This is a genomic window from Microbacterium sp. cf332, from assembly GCF_900102175.1.
Classification (GTDB): Bacteria; Actinomycetota; Actinomycetes; order Actinomycetales; family Microbacteriaceae; genus Microbacterium.
In genome coordinates this window covers 326,141-342,211 of record NZ_FNKN01000001.1, presented here as the reverse complement: position 1 = coordinate 342,211, position 16,071 = coordinate 326,141, and the positions used below count along the sequence as shown (strand labels likewise).

Annotated in this window: 18 protein-coding genes and 1 tRNA gene; 13 read left to right on the top strand and 6 right to left on the bottom strand. The window is 70.0% G+C overall.

Annotation, left to right across the window (positions count from 1 at the left end; translation table 11 throughout):
* Position 1: 1 nt before the first annotated feature.
* Positions 2–418, top strand: coding sequence for a nucleoside-diphosphate kinase (gene ndk / locus BLT21_RS01525; RefSeq protein WP_091498137.1), 417 nt, complete (start codon positions 2–4; stop codon positions 416–418).
* 65 nt (positions 419–483) lie between these two features.
* On the opposite strand, the gene BLT21_RS01520 is transcribed toward ndk, so the two are convergent.
* Positions 484–1,083, bottom strand: a complete 600-nt coding sequence (locus BLT21_RS01520) for a vitamin K epoxide reductase family protein (protein WP_091498133.1) — start codon at positions 1,081–1,083, stop codon at positions 484–486.
* 276 nt (positions 1,084–1,359) lie between these two features.
* On the opposite strand from BLT21_RS01520, the gene BLT21_RS01515 reads away from it, so the two are divergent.
* Positions 1,360–3,789 carry an Rne/Rng family ribonuclease gene (locus BLT21_RS01515; protein WP_091498129.1) on the top strand — a complete coding sequence of 810 codons (2,430 nt, stop codon included), beginning with the start codon at positions 1,360–1,362 and terminating at the stop codon, positions 3,787–3,789.
* 38 nt (positions 3,790–3,827) lie between these two features.
* On the opposite strand, the gene BLT21_RS01510 is transcribed toward BLT21_RS01515, so the two are convergent.
* Positions 3,828–4,100 (bottom strand): DUF4031 domain-containing protein, encoded by a 273-nt coding sequence (locus BLT21_RS01510; RefSeq protein ID WP_091498126.1) that lies wholly within the window; start codon positions 4,098–4,100, stop codon positions 3,828–3,830.
* 232 nt (positions 4,101–4,332) lie between these two features.
* Here BLT21_RS01510 and rplU point away from each other — a divergent pair, with 232 nt between their 5' ends.
* The 10 genes from rplU to BLT21_RS01460 all read left to right on the top strand — a co-directional run bounded on the left by rplU (position 4,333) and on the right by BLT21_RS01460 (position 11,178).
* A complete protein-coding gene (gene rplU, locus BLT21_RS01505) occupies positions 4,333–4,641 on the top strand; it encodes a 50S ribosomal protein L21 (protein WP_176786779.1) in 309 nt (102 codons plus the stop codon).
* Positions 4,642–4,658: 17 nt separating this feature from the next.
* On the top strand, positions 4,659–4,916 hold the full coding sequence (gene rpmA / locus BLT21_RS01500) for a 50S ribosomal protein L27 (RefSeq protein WP_091498118.1): 258 nt from the start codon (positions 4,659–4,661) through the stop codon (positions 4,914–4,916).
* Positions 4,917–4,988: 72 nt separating this feature from the next.
* Positions 4,989–6,500: a GTPase ObgE gene (gene obgE, locus BLT21_RS01495; protein WP_091498115.1), complete on the top strand. Its 1,512-nt coding sequence runs from the start codon at positions 4,989–4,991 to the stop codon at positions 6,498–6,500.
* Positions 6,497–7,327 carry a glutamate 5-kinase gene (gene proB, locus BLT21_RS01490; RefSeq protein WP_091498112.1) on the top strand — a complete coding sequence of 277 codons (831 nt, stop codon included), beginning with the start codon at positions 6,497–6,499 and terminating at the stop codon, positions 7,325–7,327. The genes obgE and proB overlap by 4 nt, the downstream gene beginning before the upstream one ends.
* Positions 7,328–7,351: 24 nt before the next feature.
* Positions 7,352–8,614, top strand: coding sequence for a glutamate-5-semialdehyde dehydrogenase (locus tag BLT21_RS01485; protein ID WP_091498108.1), 1,263 nt, complete (start codon positions 7,352–7,354; stop codon positions 8,612–8,614).
* 47 nt (positions 8,615–8,661) lie between these two features.
* Positions 8,662–8,889 (top strand): hypothetical protein, encoded by a 228-nt coding sequence (locus BLT21_RS01480; protein ID WP_091498104.1) that lies wholly within the window; start codon positions 8,662–8,664, stop codon positions 8,887–8,889.
* 10 nt (positions 8,890–8,899) lie between these two features.
* Positions 8,900–9,496, top strand: a complete 597-nt coding sequence (gene nadD / locus BLT21_RS01475; protein WP_091498101.1) for a nicotinate-nucleotide adenylyltransferase — start codon at positions 8,900–8,902, stop codon at positions 9,494–9,496.
* The gene (locus tag BLT21_RS01470) at positions 9,493–10,689 is read left to right on the top strand and encodes a hypothetical protein (RefSeq protein ID WP_143024913.1); all 1,197 of its coding nucleotides are present in this window, start codon (positions 9,493–9,495) and stop codon (positions 10,687–10,689) included. Before nadD ends, BLT21_RS01470 begins: the two co-directional genes overlap by 4 nt.
* A complete protein-coding gene (rsfS, locus tag BLT21_RS01465; RefSeq protein WP_091498093.1) occupies positions 10,686–11,075 on the top strand; it encodes a ribosome silencing factor in 390 nt (129 codons plus the stop codon). Before BLT21_RS01470 ends, rsfS begins: the two co-directional genes overlap by 4 nt.
* Positions 11,076–11,102: 27 nt before the next feature.
* A tRNA-Ala gene (locus tag BLT21_RS01460) sits at positions 11,103–11,178 on the top strand.
* A 102-nt stretch (positions 11,179–11,280) separates the two neighbouring features.
* Here the strand turns inward: BLT21_RS01460 and BLT21_RS01455 are convergent.
* From BLT21_RS01455 to BLT21_RS01440, 4 genes are read right to left on the bottom strand one after another with little or no spacing between them, the layout of a single operon-like run.
* Positions 11,281–12,144: a 3-methyladenine DNA glycosylase gene (locus BLT21_RS01455; protein WP_091498089.1), complete on the bottom strand. Its 864-nt coding sequence runs from the start codon at positions 12,142–12,144 to the stop codon at positions 11,281–11,283.
* A 40-nt stretch (positions 12,145–12,184) separates the two neighbouring features.
* Positions 12,185–12,892, bottom strand: a complete 708-nt coding sequence (locus BLT21_RS01450; RefSeq protein WP_091498084.1) for an SOS response-associated peptidase — start codon at positions 12,890–12,892, stop codon at positions 12,185–12,187.
* Between the two features lie 35 nt (positions 12,893–12,927).
* On the bottom strand, positions 12,928–13,962 hold the full coding sequence (locus BLT21_RS01445; RefSeq protein ID WP_091498079.1) for an App1 family protein: 1,035 nt from the start codon (positions 13,960–13,962) through the stop codon (positions 12,928–12,930).
* A gap of 4 nt (positions 13,963–13,966) precedes the next feature.
* The gene (locus BLT21_RS01440) at positions 13,967–14,647 is read right to left on the bottom strand and encodes a DedA family protein (protein WP_091498076.1); all 681 of its coding nucleotides are present in this window, start codon (positions 14,645–14,647) and stop codon (positions 13,967–13,969) included.
* A 42-nt stretch (positions 14,648–14,689) separates the two neighbouring features.
* Here BLT21_RS01440 and BLT21_RS01435 point away from each other — a divergent pair, with 42 nt between their 5' ends.
* A complete protein-coding gene (locus BLT21_RS01435; RefSeq protein ID WP_091498071.1) occupies positions 14,690–16,021 on the top strand; it encodes an anthranilate synthase component I family protein in 1,332 nt (443 codons plus the stop codon).
* The last annotated feature ends 50 nt before the right edge of the window (positions 16,022–16,071 follow it).

Here is a 16,071-nt window from a genome sequence, read left to right as displayed (position 1 = left end):
CATGCCCACCGAAGAGACCCTCGTGCTCGTCAAGCCCGACGGCGTGGCCCGCGGCCTCACCGGCGCCATCCTCGCCCGCATCGAGGCGAAGGGCTACGCCCTCGTCGACGTCCGTCTCGTCGAGCCCGACCGGGACCGGCTCGAGAAGCACTATGCGGAGCACGCCGGGAAGCCCTTCTACGAGCCCCTCCTGGAGTTCATGCAGAGCGGCCCGTCCGTCGCGATCCGGCTCGCGGGCAACCGCGTGATCGAGGGCTTCCGCTCGCTCGCCGGGACGACCGATCCCACGACCGCCGCGCCCGGCACCATCCGCGGCGATCTCGGTCGTGACTGGGGCCTCGCCGTGCAGCAGAATCTCGTGCACGGGTCCGACAGCCCCGAGTCCGCCGCGCGCGAACTCGAGATCTGGTTCGGCTGAACCTTCCTGCTGACAGCCCAGCCCGCGAGGCGACGACCTTCCGTCACCTCGCGGGCTGCGTCGTCTCAGAGGAATCCGATCCAGTCCAGGCGCACCTGCGCGATCACGGCGATCGCGACGTAGCTCACGACGGCCAGGAGTGGGATCCAGCCCGACAGCGCCGCCGCGAGGTCGCGCGCGCGACGGGGGAGCGGCACGACGCCCGATCGCAGCAGATGCAGCGTCACGGCGTAGAAGGTCGGGATCGTGACGAACCAGGTGACCATGCACCACGGGCAGAGCGTGCCGAGGACGAAGATACTCTGCGAGATGAGCCACACGACGAAGCCGAAGGCGAAGGCCGTTCCCGCCCAGAACAGCACCCAGAACCATCGGGCGAAACGCGCTCCCGCGAGGATCGCCGCCCCGACGACGATCGGCGCCACCCAGCCGGTGAGACCGAGGAGCGGGTTGGGGAAGCCGAACACGGACCCCTGCGGTGATGTCAGGTTGGCGCCGCACTGCACGACGAGGTTGAAGTCGCAGGATGCCGTGGCCGACGAATCCTCGAGCAGATGAAGGCGCTCGGTCGTGAGAGCGAACGCCGCGATCCACCCGATGACGCCCGCGATCATGAGCCAGACGGCGAGGGCGACGGGACGAGCGTGACTGCGGGAAGCGGGCATGACGGCGATTATCGCACCGCCGTCGATGACCCGACCGAGAGCCTCGGACCGCGACGTCCCACATCCCGACGCGGGTAGTGCGATAATGGTCGTCGATGCACGAGCAGCCGCGCTGCGACGGGTATCACGAGAGACTTCGGGCAATGGCTGCCCACGCAGGCCGCGCCGAGAGCCGGCTGCACACCGAGTGAGTTCGCGGCTCGTCCTTCCGGGAGCGACGCCGCCAGAGATGTGCCGGGTGGCGCGCGGTGCCGCCCGAAGAGGAGTAAGCCAGTGATGGCCGATGATCGCAACGACAATCCGACCCCCGATGAGTCCCCGAGCGCGGTAGACCCGGCTCGCGCAGAGCTCGCAGACGCCGTGGCATCGATCGATGCCACGGAAGAGCACATCGACAGTGGTCGCGCGACGGACGAGGCGGAGGAGACTCCGGCACCCGCGGAGGAGCCCGCATCCGCGGAGGAGCCCGCACCCGCGGAGGAGCCCGCACCCGCGGAGGAGCCCGCACCCGCGGAGGAGCCCGCACCCGCGGAGGAGCCCGCACCCGCGGAGGAGCCCGCTCCGGCAGGAGAGCCTCGGCGCGCTGCAGAGTCCGAGCCCGATGAGGACTCACCTGTTCCGGCGGCGGACGCCGGCGAGGCGCCCGACTCCGGGCCCGTCACGGCCGTCTCGCTCGGCCTCCTTCCCGCGGACTTCGTCTCCGCCGTCTCGACCGCGCTGCACTTCTACGCGCCCGAGATCGCCCCGCTTCCCGCCATCCCCGACGAGGAGCCCGACGACGACGGCTCGACCTCGGGAGCCGGCAGCCAGCGTCGTCGGGGACGACGCCGCGGAGGTGCCGCCGGCGACGACAACGCTGAGCCCGCGCCCCGACAGCGCGCCGTCGAGCTCATCACCGAGCCGCAGCGCATCAAGGGCTCGACCCGGCTCGAGGCGAAGAAGCAGCGACGGCGCGACGGCCGCGAGGCCGGCCGACGCCGCACGGTCGTGACCGAGGCGGAGTTCCTCGCGCGCCGCGAGGCGGTCGATCGCGTGATGATCGTGCGTTCCAAGAGCGGACGCATTCAGATCGCCGTGCTCGAGGACAATGTGCTGGTCGAGCACTACGTCGCCCGCAACCAGGACGCCTCCCTCATCGGGAACGTCTACCTCGGTCGTGTCCAGAACGTCCTGCCCAGCATGGAGGCGGCCTTCGTCGACATCGGACGCGGCCGCAACGCGGTCCTCTACTCCGGCGAGGTCGACTGGGATGCGGTCGAGACGGGCAATCAGCCGCGCCGCATCGAGCTGGCGCTGAAATCGGGCGACCGCGTGCTCGTTCAGGTCACGAAGGACCCGGTCGGGCACAAGGGTGCCCGCCTGACGAGCCAGATCTCGCTGCCCGGCCGCTACCTCGTCTACGTGCCCGGCGGCGCGATGAACGGCATCTCCCGCAAGCTGCCCGACACCGAACGGGCGCGACTCAAGCGCATCCTCAAGGAGGTCCTGCCCGAGTCGTCCGGCGTGATCGTGCGCACGGCCGCCGAGGGCGCCACCGAGGACCAGCTGACCCGGGACGTGCAGCGACTCACTTCGCAGTGGGAGCACATCAGCGCGCAGCTCGAGAAGATCCAGGCCCCCGCACTGCTGCATTCGGAGCCCGACCTCCTGGTCAAGATCGTTCGCGACGTCTTCAACGAGGACTTCTCGCGGATGCTCATCCAGGGCGATGAGGCGCACGCGACGATCACGTCGTACCTGACCGGGGTCGCGCCGGACCTGCTCGAGCGCGTCGAGAAGTACGAGGACGAGCAGGATCCCTTCGACGCGTTCCGTGTCACGGAGCAGATCGAGAAGGCGCTCGACCGCAAGGTCTGGCTGCCGTCCGGGGGTTCCCTCGTCATCGACCGCACCGAGGCGATGACCGTCGTCGACGTCAACACCGGCAAGTTCGTCGGCTCGGGCGGCAACCTCGAGGAGACCGTCACGAAGAACAACCTCGAGGCCGCCGAGGAGATCGTCCGGCAGCTCCGTCTGCGCGACATCGGCGGAATCATCGTCGTCGACTTCATCGACATGGTTCTCGAATCGAATCGCGACCTGGTGCTGCGGCGTCTCATCGAGTGCTTGAGCCGCGACCGGACGAAGCATCAGGTCGCCGAGGTCACCTCGCTGGGACTCGTCCAGATGACACGCAAGAAGCTCGGGCTCGGTCTGCTCGAGACGTTCAGCGAGGCATGCGACGTGTGCGCCGGTCGTGGTGTGATCGTGCATCACGATCCGGTCGTCAAGCACCGCGGCACCCCCGCTCAGAACGGCGGTGGGACCAACCGACGCAGTGGGCGCAACGGCGGGAACGGCAACGGGAACGGGAACACCGCGCCGGCCCCGGCGAACGGCGGCACCCACGTCATCACCGAGGGGGCGAAATCCGCGCTCGCGCAGATCGCCGCATCCACGATCCAGGCGACTGCGGCCGAGGAGGACGCAGAAGTCATCGCGCCCGCGGCTGAGGCCGAGACCCCGCCCGTCGAGCGCGCGAAGAAGCCGCGGCACAAGAAGTCCGACACGAAGGGGCCCCGCACCGAGAAGGACCTGCTCCTCGACTCGGTGCTCAACGCCCTGCCCGAGCCGAAGGCACCCGGCCAGGGCCGTGGCCGGCGTCGGGTGACCACCGCAGCGCTGAGCGGCACTCCGGTCTCGGCAGCTCCGGCCGCCGACGACTGAGCGGCCGCCGAACAGCCTCCGAACGCCGCGGGATCCCGTCAGATCCCGCGGCGTTCGCGCGCGGTGATGCGCAGCCCCGACGCGATCAGACGGCGTACGAGTTCGTGCCCGGAGACGTGTTGCGCACCGCCGGCGACCAGCCGGTCGAAGGCGGAGTCCGGCACGTCGTAGTGATCGAGGTCGAACGCGCGCGCCGGCAGCTCGTGGCGCTGTGCGAAGGCGTGCAGCTCGTCGAGGTCGGAATCGCTGACCAGGTGGGCCCACAGCCGGCCGTGGGCCGGCCAGCGCGGATCATCGATGAGGATCGCCATGCTCCGATCCTACGAACGGGGGAGATCGCCGGACCTGACCGCGACACACCCGGGCGTCCTTTTGCCGGATCCCGCCTCATCCGGTAAAGTGGACCCTTGGTGCAGCGAGTCCGTCGACGTCCCGTCATGATCGCGGCTCAGTCCCAGGACCATCTGGGGCACGCGCACCAAGACTTTCCAGTCTCGCAAAGACAATCGGAGCCGTGCGCTCCACAGAAGAAACAGGTGTGAAGTGGTTTACGCAGTTGTGCGCGCCGGCGGCCGTCAGGAGAAGGTGGAGGTCGGCACGATCGTCGTCCTCGACCGTCAGGCGGCTTCGATCGGCGACAAGCTCGAGCTTCCCGCCGTTCTCCTCGTCGACGGCGACGCCGTGACCACCGACGCTGACAAGCTCGCGAAGGTCACGGTCACCGCCGAGGTTCTCGGTGAGGAGCGCGGCCCGAAGATCGTGATCCAGAAGTTCAAGAACAAGACCGGCTACAAGAAGCGCCAGGGCCACCGTCAGGACCTCACGCGCGTCAAGATCACCGGCATCAAGTAAGCCAGGGAGACGCAGAGATGGCACACAAAAAGGGCGCAAGCTCCACCCGTAACGGTCGTGACTCCAATGCACAGCGCCTCGGCGTGAAGCGCTTCGGCGGCCAGGCCGTCAACGCCGGCGAGATCCTCGTCCGTCAGCGCGGCACGCACTTCCACCCCGGCGCCAACGTCGGCCGTGGCGGCGACGACACTCTCTTCGCTCTCGCGGCCGGTGCCGTCGAGTTCGGCAAGAAGGGTGGCCGCAAGGTCGTCAACATCGTGGCGGCCGCCGAGTAATTCGGACCAGACCACTTCGCGGCGAGGGGCGGGCTTCGGCTCGCCCCTCGCCCTGTTTTCAGGAGGCACCGCATGGTGACGTTCGTCGACCGGGTCACGCTGCATCTGCGTGCCGGCAAGGGCGGCAACGGCTGCGTGTCGGTGCGCCGTGAGAAGTTCAAGCCGCTCGCCGGCCCCGATGGGGGCAACGGCGGTGACGGCGGCGATGTCGTCCTCGTCGCCGACCCCCAGGTGACGACCCTGCTGTCGTACCATCACTCGCCCCACCGCTCCGGCGGCAACGGCGGGTTCGGCATGGGCGACAATCGTTCGGGCGCGGCGGGGGAGCACCTCGAGCTCCCGGTTCCGGTGGGTACCGTCGTCAAGACGTCCGACGGTGAGACCCTCGTCGACATGGTCACGCCGGGGATGCGATTCGTCGCTGCTCCGGGCGGTCAAGGCGGTCTCGGGAACGCCGCACTCGCCTCGCCGAAGCGCAAGGCTCCGGGCTTCGCTCTGCTGGGCACCCCGGGGTGGGAGGGCGACGTCGCGCTCGAGCTGAAGACCGTCGCCGACATCGCCCTCGTCGGCTTCCCGTCCGCCGGCAAGTCGAGCCTGATCGCCGCCATGTCGGCAGCACGGCCGAAGATCGCGGATTATCCCTTCACGACTCTCCACCCGAACCTGGGTGTGGTGCAGGCCGGCGACATCCGGTACACCATCGCCGACGTTCCGGGCCTCATCGAGGGAGCCAGCGAGGGCCGCGGACTCGGACTCGAGTTCCTGCGTCACGTCGAGCGCTGCTCGGCTCTGGTGCACGTTCTCGACTGCGCCACCCTCGAACCCGGACGCGACCCGCTGACCGACCTCGACGTCATCCTCGCGGAGCTCGGCGCGTATCCCGTCCCGGAGGGCCAGGTGCCGCTGCTCGAGCGCCCCCAGCTCATCGCGCTCAACAAGACCGACGTCCCCGAGGCGCGCGAGCTCGCCGACCTGGTGCGGCCCGACCTCGAAGCACGCGGGTTCCGTGTCTTCGAGATCTCGACGGTCAGCCGGCACGGACTGCGAGAGCTGTCCTTCGCGATGGCCGAGCTCGTCGCCGAGCACCGCGTGTCGGCGGCCGCGGACGTTCCGGCCGAACGCATCGTCATCCGGCCGAAGGGCGCCGAGAAGGACTTCACCGTGCGGGTCGAGGGCGGTACGTACGGCAACCTGTACCGGATCCTCGGAGCGAAGCCGGTGCGCTGGGTGCAGCAGACGGACTTCCAGAACGAGGAGGCCGTCGGCTTCCTCGCCGACCGTCTCGACAAGCTGGGAGTCGAGAACGAGCTCTTCCGCCTCGGCGCGACGCCGGGGTCGACGGTCGTGATCGGCGAGGGCGACGGAATCGTGTTCGACTGGCATCCGTCGATGTCGTCGGCGGCCGAACTGATGACGGCACCGCGAGGCACCGATCCGAGACTCGACCTCAACCCGCGCCGAACCTCGAACCAGCGCCGTGACCGCTACCACGAGCGCATGGATGCGAAGGCCGAGGCTCGGGCCGAGCTCGAGGCCGAGCGTCGTGCGGAGAAGTCGCGAGGTACCGACGAGGGCGACGCGTGACCCTGCGCAGCCGCGCCGATCTCGACGGCGCGCGCCGTGTGGTCGTCAAAGTCGGTTCGTCCTCCATCAGCGGCGAGAACGCCGGCAAGATCGCATCGCTCGTCGATGCCCTCGCCGCCGCGCACGCTCGGGGCACCGAGGTCGTGCTGGTCTCGTCCGGCGCGATCGCGACCGGCATGCCGTACCTGCAGCTCGACGAGCGTCCCACCGACCTCGCCACGCAGCAGGCCGCGGCGGCGGTCGGCCAGAACGTCCTCGTGTACCGGTACCAGAACGCGCTGCGCCAGTACGGCATCGTGGCGGGCCAGGTGCTGCTGACGGCGGGCGATTTCGACGACCCGACCCACCGCTCGAACGCGCGTCGCGCGATGGAGCGCCTGCTGGGACTGCGCATCCTCCCGATCGTGAACGAGAACGACACCGTCGCCACGCACGAGATCCGATTCGGCGACAACGATCGCCTCGCCGCACTCGTGTCGCGCCTGATCGGCGCGGACGGGCTCGTGCTTCTCAGCGACATCGCCTGCCTGTACACGCGACCTCCGAGTGAGCCGGGCGCACAGCCCATCGACGCCGTGTCGTTCGACGACGACCTCAGCGGTTACGAGTTCGGAGCGACGGTCGTCAACAGCGTGGGCACCGGCGGAGCCGCGACGAAGGCCTCTGCCGCGCGACTGGCGGCCGAGGGCGGTGTCGCGGCGCTCGTGACGAGTATCGATCTCGCCGCCGACGCACTCGCCGGAGCCGCCGTCGGCACGTGGTTCGAACCCCACCCGGAGCCCGCCGTGCCCGCCGGAACCGGCGCCATCGGCGTCGCCGGAGCCTGAGGCCGCTCTCGGTAGACTCGTCTGATGAGCATCGCCGTCACGCCCGATCTCGCCTCGCGGTTGCACGCCGCCAAGCGGGCGAGCCGATCCATCGGTCTGCTCGGTGACGCCGCGAAGACGGCGCTGCTCGAGGACATCGCCGATGCCCTCGAGGTCGACGCCGAGCGGATCGTGGCCGCGAACGCGGACGACCTCGCGCGAGGCGACGCAGATGATATCAGTGCCGGGCTGCGCGACCGGCTCATGCTCGACTCCTCACGCGTGGCCGCGCTCGCAGAAGCCGTGCGTGACGTCGCCCGGTTGCCCGATCCCGTCGGCCGCGTCCTCGACGAGCGCGTGCTGCCCGGCGGGGTCAGGCTGCAGAAGGTGTCCGTGCCGTTCGGCGTCGTGGCATCGATCTACGAGGCGCGCCCGAACGTCACGGTAGACATCACGGCCCTCGCGTTGCGATCGGGCAATGCCGCCGTGCTCCGGGGCGGGTCGGCGGCGCAGGCGACGAACGCCGCACTCATCACGGCGATGCGGGGAGCTCTGGAACGGGCGGGCGTCGACCCCGATGGCATCCAGACCGTCGACGACTTCGGGCGCGACGGGGCGAAGGCGCTCATGCGGGCCCGCGGCCTGGTCGACGTGCTCGTGCCGCGCGGTAGCGCGCAGCTCATCGAGACCGTCGTGACCGAGTCGACGGTCCCCGTGATCGAGACGGGCGCCGGCGTCGTCCACATCGTGCTGGACGACTCGGCTCGGCTGGACTGGGCCCGTGACATCGTCGTCAATGCGAAGGTCCAGCGGCCGAGCGTCTGCAACGCCGTCGAGACCGTCCTCGTGCTGCGGCCCGCGGCCGAGCGCCTCATCCCCTCGGTCGCCAGAGCCCTCCTGGCCGCAGGTGTCACCATCCACGGCGACGACGAGGTGCGCCGGCTGGTGCCGCAGGCAGTCGCGGTCACCGAGGGTGAGTGGGGCACCGAGCACATGAGCCTCGACCTGTCGATGCGCGTCGTCGGCGACCTCGACGAGGCCCTCGAGCACATCCGTCGCTACTCGACGATGCACACCGAGGCCATCGTGACGGAGGACGAGGCGAACGCCGAGCGCTTCCTCGCCGAGGTGGATGCCGCCGTCGTCATGGCCAACGCCTCGACGCGATTCACGGACGGCGGCGAGTTCGGCTTCGGCGCCGAGGTCGGCATCTCGACTCAGAAGCTGCACGCTCGGGGGCCGATGGGCCTCCCGGAACTGACCAGCACGAAGTGGCTCGCGCGCGGCGCCGGGCAGACCCGCGCCTGACCACCTAAACTTGACCTGCGCCGCCGCGCGAAACGAACGGAGCCCCGATGACCCTCGCCACGATCACCGCATTCGCCGCCGAGCAGACGGAGCATCACGGCAACGTGCAGGCGGAGACGATGATCTTCGGCGTCATCGCCCTGGTCATCTTCCTCTCGCTCGGGCTCGTCACGCTGTCGTACCGCAACGTCGCCAACCGTCACGCGGGCAAGGCCGACGCCTACGCCGCTGCTCACGCGAACCAACTGACGCAGTCGGGGAACGGCCACCACTGAGGCCGCTTCGATGACGGGAACGCGTGCGCCGCGTATCGGCGTGATGGGCGGCACGTTCGACCCGATCCACCACGGTCACCTCGTGGCCGCCAGCGAGGTCGCGCAGTCGTTCGATCTCGACGAGGTCATCTTCGTTCCCACGGGCACGCCCTGGCAGAAATCGTTCGTCTCGCCGGGCGAGGACCGTTACCTCATGACCGTCATCGCGACGGCCTCGAACCCGATGTTCACCGTCAGTCGCGTCGACATCGACCGCGACGGCCCCACCTACACGATCGACACGCTCCGGGATCTGAAGGCGCAGCGACCCGATGCCGACTTCTTCTTCATCACCGGTGCCGACGCCATCGCGCAGATTCTCAGCTGGAGGAACCATGATGAACTGTGGGAGCTCGCCCACTTCGTCGCGGTCTCGCGTCCCGGCCACACCCTGTCGAGCGCAGGCCTGCCGAGCGACGATGTGAGCCTGCTCGAGATCCCCGCGCTCGCGATCTCGTCCACCGACTGCCGGGCGCGCGTGGGACGTGGCCACCCGGTGTGGTACCTCGTCCCCGACGGGGTCGTCCAATACATTGCGAAGCATCATCTCTATCGGAGCAAGGCATGAGCGATAACGAGCAACAGCCACCGACTCCGCAGCTGACGCGCCGCCAACTGCGTGAGTTGCGCAACACCGCCTCGACCCCCATCATCGTCGACCCGGGGGCCACCGACGAGGCTGCCGCCATCGGCGCCGAGCCGACTCCGGTCGCCGCACCGCTCCCGCGCCCCGCGGAACCCGTGCAGGTGCCGCCGGCTCCGGTGCCGCAGGCCTCGGTCGATCTCGGGGCGCCCGCGCTGACGCGTCGTCAGGCCCGGCTGCAGGAGAAGATCCGCACGGCATCCATCCCCGTCATCACGGCGACCGGCGAGCACGCCCTGCTGCCCGGCTCGGATGTCACGGATCGGATCGACGCGGCCCCGGACGCTGAGCCGAGCGTCGAGTCGCCCGACGAGGCGCCCGGCACGTCTTCCGAAGACGCAGCCGAGCGTGACGAGGCAGCCTTCGACGTCGACCACTCCGACGAGACCGCACAGGAAGCGCGTGGGGACGAGGGCGACGAAGGTGCGCCCGACGACGTGCGCGTCGATGCCGAGGAGACACACGCCGACGACCCGGACGCGGATGCCGAGGACGCGGACGCGGATGCCGCCGACGCGGACGCGGATGCCGCCGACGCGGACGCGGATGCCGCCGACGCGGATGCCAGCGAGGCGCACACCGACGACGCGACGTCAGAGCCCGAGGAGGAGCGTCACGTCGTATCGGGCGACCTGGGCGCGGACCTCCTCGCGGGAGCCTCGACGACGCCCGACGTACCCGCTTCGTTCGATCAGCTGCTCACCCGCAGCGCCACGGCGACGGGCGCGTTCACAACGCCGAGCGCCCTCATCCTCGCTCAGAGCCCCGACGGCGGCCCGCTCGTGGCCCCGGTCACGGCGACGGGCGAGGTACTCATCACGGGCACGTTCTCGCTCCCCGAGAACTTCGGGTCGACCGGCGTCGTCCCGGGCGTCGCGGACGGCAAGGACGTCGATGCCGTTCTCATCGACGGCGAGCTGCCGGCATCGTCGTCGCCCACCCCGATCGCCGCGAGCGCGGCCATCTCGACCATCAAGAGCGCCGAGGACGTCATCCGTCCGCCGGCGCCCGAGAAGGGCAGCCGCTGGACGGTCGCCCTCGCCATCACCGCGGGAGCACTCGCTCTCGCCCTGGCGGGCGTTCTGCTCGTCTCGCTTTTCACAGGAGTTTTCGGATGAGTTCACAAGCAGTCATCGACATGGTGTCCGTCGCCGCCGCGGCAGCCGACGCGAAGGGCGGCGAGGACTTCGTCGCGCTCGACGTGTCCCAGCCGCTGCCGCTGGTCGACGCGTTCCTCATCGTCAGCGGCACCAGCGAGCGCAACGTCGCCGCGATCGCCGACGCCGTGGAGGAGAGCATGCTCGAGGCCGGCCACAAGCGCCTGCGCCGCGAGGGACGCAGCGAGTCGCGGTGGGTGCTGCTCGACTTCGGCGACCTGGTCGTCCACGTCTTCCACGAGGAGGAGCGCATCTACTACGGCCTCGAGCGCCTCTGGAAGGATTGCCCCGTCATCCCGATCGAGGCGCCCGTGGTCACGAGCACCCCCGGTGATGTTGTAAGCTGAATGAGTTGCCGCGAGAGCGGAAACCACGGGCCTGTGGCGCAGCTGGTAGCGCACCTGCATGGCATGCAGGGGGTCAGGGGTTCGAGTCCCCTCAGGTCCACCAAGTCCCCGCTTCGGCGGGGATTTCGTGTTTTTCGGCCTCATCCGTCCGCTGCATGCGCGAGGTGGTGCGTCGACGACACGCCCGAGAGGGTGGCCTCGACGATCATCCCCCGACGACCGTCAGCACGGCGGTGCGCAGCTCTTGTCCGCGTGCGCTCAGGAGCCGTTGCTGACGCACGTACTCGGCTTTCCCTTCGGCGGTCTCGATCGGCACGGGGGAGTAGCCCCAGTCGCGCAGGTCGTACGGCGAGGCGCGCATGTCGAGCTCGCGGATGTCGCGGGCCAGGATGAACGCGTCGATCAGCAGGTGCCCGGGGACGAGCGGTCCGAGCTTCAGTACCCACTTGTAGACGTCCATACCGGCATGGAGGCATCCGGGCTGCTCGCGGCCGACCGCACCGTCGCGGTCGAGCGCCTCACGATTGCGCGGCACGGCCTCGGGAGTGAAGAACCGGAACGCGTCGAAGTGGGTGCAGCGCAGGTCGTGCGCGTCGACGACGGCGTCCGTGCCGGCCGCGCCGAGGCGGAGAGGGATCTCGTGGCGCGTCTCGTCGGAGCGGTACACCATCGCCCATTCATGGAGCCCGAAGCAGCCGAACACCCCGGCGCGGTCGCGCGTGGCGCGCAGGAGCCCCGTGACACCGCGGTAGAGCGAGCCCCGCTCCTCGCGGAACTGCTCGTCGGCGACCCGAGCGTCGCCGACGCCGACCGTCGTGTACCAGCGCCAGCCGCCACGCTCCCGGCCCGCGCCCTCGAGCACGACGCCGGGACCCGGGTGCCACCGCCGCAGGATGGCCGGCTTGTAGGAGTAGTAGGTGAAGAGGAAGTCTTCGACCGGGTGCTTCTCGGCCCGGGAGGCGCGACGGCGGTGCGCCTCGGTGAGCTCGTCAGCGCGCTCCGCATGGGCATCCGACATGTCGCGCCACACCTCGGGCGCGAGCCGAGCGCGTTCGGAGAGTCGGAGCATCACCTCTCGAGGATAGACATCGGCGTGCGCGGAGACTGCCTCACACCGGTTCGATGAGCGTCGGGTCGTCGTTGCGCACGTTGCCGACGGCCGATCCGACGGGGAACCAGGTGAGGGTGTCGACGACCGACGGGGCGGCGTCGACGACGGCGTCGAGCAGGTCGGCCGGGTACTCCGTCGTGGGATCGAGCCAGACGTCGGCGTACTCGACGTCGATCATGAGCGGCATCCGATCGTGGATGTCGGCGAGGCCGCCGACGGCCGACCGAGTCAGGATCGTGAAGCTCAGCAGCCAACGCTCGGGATCGTCGTCGGCGCGCGCATCGTCTTTCCACCATTCATAAAGACCCGCGAAGAACAGCGGCTCGTCGCCTTCGGGACGGATGAAGTGCGGGGTCTTGGCGCCGGCCGCGCCCTGCCATTCGTAGTAGCCGGATGCCGGGACCACGGCCCGGCGAGCAGCGAGCGCCTTGCGGAACATCGGCTTCTCGGCGGCCTCCTCCGAGCGCGCATTGAAAGCGCGTGCACCGGCGGAGACATCCTTCGACCAGGGCGGCACGAGGCCCCACCGGGCCGCGGCGAGTCGACGCGTGGGCGGCTCGGTCTTCGCCGAGTCGAGGACGATGGCCGCGCGCGCCGTGGGCGCGATGTTAAACGAGGGCGCCGGGAGGTCGTCGGGAACGACCTCGGCGCGCAGGACACCCGCCAGCTCGGAACCGACGCGGGCTACGACGAAACGACCGCACATGATCTCAGCGTAGGGCGCACCCCCGACGTCGATGCTCAGTGCCGTTCGATGACTCCGACGTCGGCGAGCCGATCGAGCAGCGCTGCGCCGTCCGAGCCGCTGACCCACGGGACCTGCGCCGCTGAATGGTCGTTGACCGCGGTCCGCCCACCCGCGAGGACGGCCTCGGCGGGGGAGAGCCGTCGGATCGCCACGCAGCGGACCCGGTCGGGGTGCTCACTGGCGAAAGCCGTGTAGAGGGCGTCGTCGTGCTGACCGTCGTCGCCCACCAGCAGCCACTGCACGTGCGGGAACTCCTGGGCCAGACGACGGAGATTCTCGGCCTTGTGGTCGCGGCCGCTGCGGAACCAACGGTCGTGCGTCGGACCCCAGTCCGTCAGGAGCATGGGGCCGGAGGGGAAGACGTGACGGCGGAGGAAGCGCATGAGCGTCGGAGCTGCGTTCCAGGCGCCGGTCGAGAGGTAGATGACGGGGCTGCCCGGCCGGTCGCGGGTGAGCCGTTCGAGCATCACCGCCATGCCGGGGACGGGCTGGCGGGCGTGCTCGTCGAGCACGAAGGAGTTCCACGCCGCCACGAACGGTCGCGGGAGCGCCGTGACCATCACGGTGTCGTCGATGTCGGAGACGATGCCGAACTCGACGTCCGAAGCGATGACGAACACCCGCGTCTCGATGGGCTCGCTGGCCTCCACCGTCATCGTGATCGTCTGCCAGCCGGGCTCGAGGGTGCCCGGCAGCTCGACGTCGATGACGCCGCCGCGGTCGGCCACGATCTCGTGACTGACCCCCGCGATCGTCACCCGCACCTGGGCGAACGCGACGGGGACCGACGCGAAGCTGCGCCATCCCCTGACTGAGGCGTACTCGCCGTTGTCGGCGGGGCGCACCTTCGGTGCGATGAGGACGCGTCCGAGAACCCTCACCCAGCCTTCGCCGCCGTAGCCCGGATACGCGGCGACGGTCGGTCGCTGCCCGCGCGCGCGGGCGCGCCGCTCGCGCCACGAGTGGAAGCGACGCTCGAGGCGCGCGAACCACAGGATCTTCTTCCGTGGTGCCGGTGAGGAAGCCATCGGCTCAGTCTTTCACGTCCCCGTCTGCGCGCCGTCCGGACTCGTCGCCGAGTCGCAGATGGCGCGCCTCCCGGCGCGAGATCAGTCGCTTGACGAGATACGCGGCGACGAGGAAGACCAGGATGACGGCGACGAAGAGGTAGCCGGCGTACTGGATGTTCTCCGAGACCTCCCGGTAGGTCTTGGCCGCGGCGGCCACCACGCCGACATAGAGCGAGGTCCAGATGACGCAGGCGGGAGCGGTCCAGGCGATGAAGCGGCGATACGAGAAGCCGCTCATCCCCACTGTGAGGGGCACGAGCGAGTGCAGCACCGGCAGGAAGCGCGAGAGGAAGATCGCGGGGCCGCCCCGGCGGCGCAGGTAGAGCTCGGACCGCACCCAGTTGTCCTCTCCGATGCGGCGGCCGAGGCGCGAGAAGCGGATGCGGGGTCCGAGCCAGCGGCCCAGCAGGAAGCCGATCGACTCGCCCGCGAGCGACCCGGCGACGACGACGGCTCCCAGGATGAACCCCTCGGCGACACTCCCGACGGCGGTCGCCGCGACGATGACGATCGTGTCGCCCGGCACGACCAGCCCGACGAGCACACTGGTCTCGAGCATGATCGCGATCCCCGCCACGACCGTCCGCAGCACCGGGTCGATGCTCTGCACGGTGTTCAGAATCCAGTCGAGGATCTCGTTCACGCTCCGAGCCTAGGGGCGCCACCCGGGGCATAGCCTGAGTCCGTGCCCGAGACCCCGAGCTGCCGACTCCTCGACGGCTGGGTCGATCCCGCCGAGCTCGTCGGCGCGGTCCCCGGTGAGCATCTCTTCTGGCTCGACGCAGGTGTCGGGGCGACGAGCGGCTGGAGCTGGCTGGGCACCGGACGCCCCGAGGACCGGCCGGATCCTCTCGTCGACGGGTCGGCCGCCCCCGACTCCCGTGCCGGAGATGGCGGACCGTTCCGCGGAGGATGGGTGGGATGGTCCGGCTACGACCTCGCCGCGTCGCGCGCGGGTGCGCCGACCACAGCGGATGCCGCAGAGCCGTCGGACCTCTGGCTGCGGGTCGAGCGACTCGTCGCCTTCGATCACGCGACGCGGAGACTCTGGGCCGTCGCCGACGCTGCGATGCTTCCGGCGTTCGTCGAGGAGGTGCGGGAGTGGCGTGCGGCGGCGACGCCGGTGCAGCTCGCACCGTCGCACCCGGGGGAGCCGGCGCTCGTGGCGACCGCACGCGTCGAGCCCGACCGTTACGCGGTCCTCGTGGAGGAGTGTCGCTCCGCGATCCGGCGGGGGGATGCCTATCAGCTCTGCCTCACGACGCGGTTCGACCTGGTGGCCGATCCGGCGCCCGATCCCCTCGCCGTCTTCCTGCGGCTGCGCTCCGCGGCGTCGTCGCACCACGGCGGGCTCATCCGGTCGGGACGCCGCGCCCTCGTCAGCGCGAGCCCCGAGCGTTTTCTGCAGCTCGAGGCGGGCGTGGTGCGGACGAGTCCCATCAAAGGCACCCGACGTCGCGGCACCGATGCGGCATCCGACGCCCAGCTCGTCGACGAACTGCGGACGAGTCCGAAGGAGCGCGCCGAGAACGTCATGATCGTCGACCTGATGCGCAACGACCTGCAGCGGGTCAGCGACGCCGGCTCGGTCGTGGTCGAGACACTGCTCGAGGTCGAGACCTATCCGACCGTCCATCAGCTCGTCAGCAGCGTGTCGGGCCGGGTCCGGGGCGGCTCACGGCTCTCGGACGTGCTCGCCGCCACCTTCCCTGCGGGGAGCATGACGGGCGCCCCCAAGCTCTCGGCGATGACCATCCTCGACGAGCTGGAGGCGGCGCCGCGCGGGATATACGCGGGATGCTTCGGCTGGATCGGCGTCGACGGCGACGCCGACCTGGCCATGGTGATCCGATCGATCGTCCTCGACGGCGCGACCGCGTACGTCGGGGCCGGTGGGGGCATCACCTGGGGATCGGAGGCCGAGGCGGAGGTCGAGGAGGTCGCGCTGAAGGCTCGCGCGCCGCTGCGCGCCCTCGGCGCGGTGCTCCCGCCCCGGTGGCGCGAGCGGGTCCGGTAGCCTGGGAGAGGTGCTCTCGCGCCCGTTTCGCATTCCCAGATTGGTTCACC

Bases quoted from the DNA above. Each gene is read 5' to 3' on its own strand.
- BLT21_RS01455 (WP_091498089.1), bottom strand. From the start codon at position 12,144: ATGCTCCGACTCTCCGAACGCGCTCGGCTCGCGCCCGAGGTGTGGCGC.
- BLT21_RS01470 (WP_143024913.1), top strand. From the start codon at position 9,493: ATGAGCGATAACGAGCAACAGCCACCGACTCCGCAGCTGACGCGCCGC.
- rsfS (WP_091498093.1), top strand. From the start codon at position 10,686: ATGAGTTCACAAGCAGTCATCGACATGGTGTCCGTCGCCGCCGCGGCA.
- obgE (WP_091498115.1), top strand. From the start codon at position 4,989: ATGGTGACGTTCGTCGACCGGGTCACGCTGCATCTGCGTGCCGGCAAG.
- BLT21_RS01520 (WP_091498133.1), bottom strand. From the start codon at position 1,083: ATGCCCGCTTCCCGCAGTCACGCTCGTCCCGTCGCCCTCGCCGTCTGG.
- BLT21_RS01485 (WP_091498108.1), top strand. From the start codon at position 7,352: ATGAGCATCGCCGTCACGCCCGATCTCGCCTCGCGGTTGCACGCCGCC.
- nadD (WP_091498101.1), top strand. From the start codon at position 8,900: ATGACGGGAACGCGTGCGCCGCGTATCGGCGTGATGGGCGGCACGTTC.
- BLT21_RS01480 (WP_091498104.1), top strand. From the start codon at position 8,662: ATGACCCTCGCCACGATCACCGCATTCGCCGCCGAGCAGACGGAGCAT.
- ndk (WP_091498137.1), top strand. From the start codon at position 2: ATGCCCACCGAAGAGACCCTCGTGCTCGTCAAGCCCGACGGCGTGGCC.
- BLT21_RS01515 (WP_091498129.1), top strand. From the start codon at position 1,360: ATGGCCGATGATCGCAACGACAATCCGACCCCCGATGAGTCCCCGAGC.
- rpmA (WP_091498118.1), top strand. From the start codon at position 4,659: ATGGCACACAAAAAGGGCGCAAGCTCCACCCGTAACGGTCGTGACTCC.
- BLT21_RS01510 (WP_091498126.1), bottom strand. From the start codon at position 4,100: ATGGCGATCCTCATCGATGATCCGCGCTGGCCGGCCCACGGCCGGCTG.
- BLT21_RS01450 (WP_091498084.1), bottom strand. From the start codon at position 12,892: ATGTGCGGTCGTTTCGTCGTAGCCCGCGTCGGTTCCGAGCTGGCGGGT.
- BLT21_RS01445 (WP_091498079.1), bottom strand. From the start codon at position 13,962: ATGGCTTCCTCACCGGCACCACGGAAGAAGATCCTGTGGTTCGCGCGC.